Source organism: Nocardioides korecus (genome assembly GCF_054778395.1).
The window spans coordinates 1-613 of the sequence record NZ_BAAGZO010000043.1; the positions used below are offsets into that span (position 1 = coordinate 1).

1 protein-coding gene is annotated in these 613 nt (G+C 32.3%); it reads left to right on the plus strand.

The features are described from left to right. The coding region (locus ACYVDA_RS20765) for a cytochrome c oxidase subunit 3 (RefSeq protein WP_460820442.1) at positions 1-474 on the plus strand (474 nt) is incomplete at its 5' end. Positions 475-613 lie beyond the last annotated feature (139 nt).

Consider the following 613-nt stretch of genomic DNA (forward strand, 5'->3'; position numbering starts at 1 on the left):
TCTTTAGCTCCAACAGTAGATTTAGGATCTCACTGGCCTCCTGCTGGAATTGAAGCATTAAATCCTTGGGAAATCCCATTATTAAATACAGTTATTTTACTTTCTTCAGGTGCAACTGTAACTTATGCTCATCATAGCCTAATCCAAGGTAATAGAGCAGGAGTTATTTATGGATTAATTATTACTGTTATCTTAGCAGCTATTTTCACAGGATTCCAAGGATACGAGTATTACAATGCTCCATTCACATTCAGTGATGGTGCTTATGGATCTACATTCTATATGTCTACAGGATTCCATGGAATTCATGTAATCATTGGTACAGCTTTCTTAACAGTAGGTTTATTCCGAGCTTTATCTTACCATCTAACTGATCACCATCATTTAGGATTTGAGCAAGCTATTCTATACTGGCATTTTGTAGACGTAGTTTGGTTATTCCTATTCATCAGTGTATACTGGTGGGGAGGATAATTAAATCTTAATTATCTATCAGATTTTAAATTTATTCAAATTATTATCACCCCTCTCTATCCTTCCTACTTAATTAAAGGAATTAATATAATTAACTTTAATCTATATTATATTATATCTTATAAGTAATAACAACTAT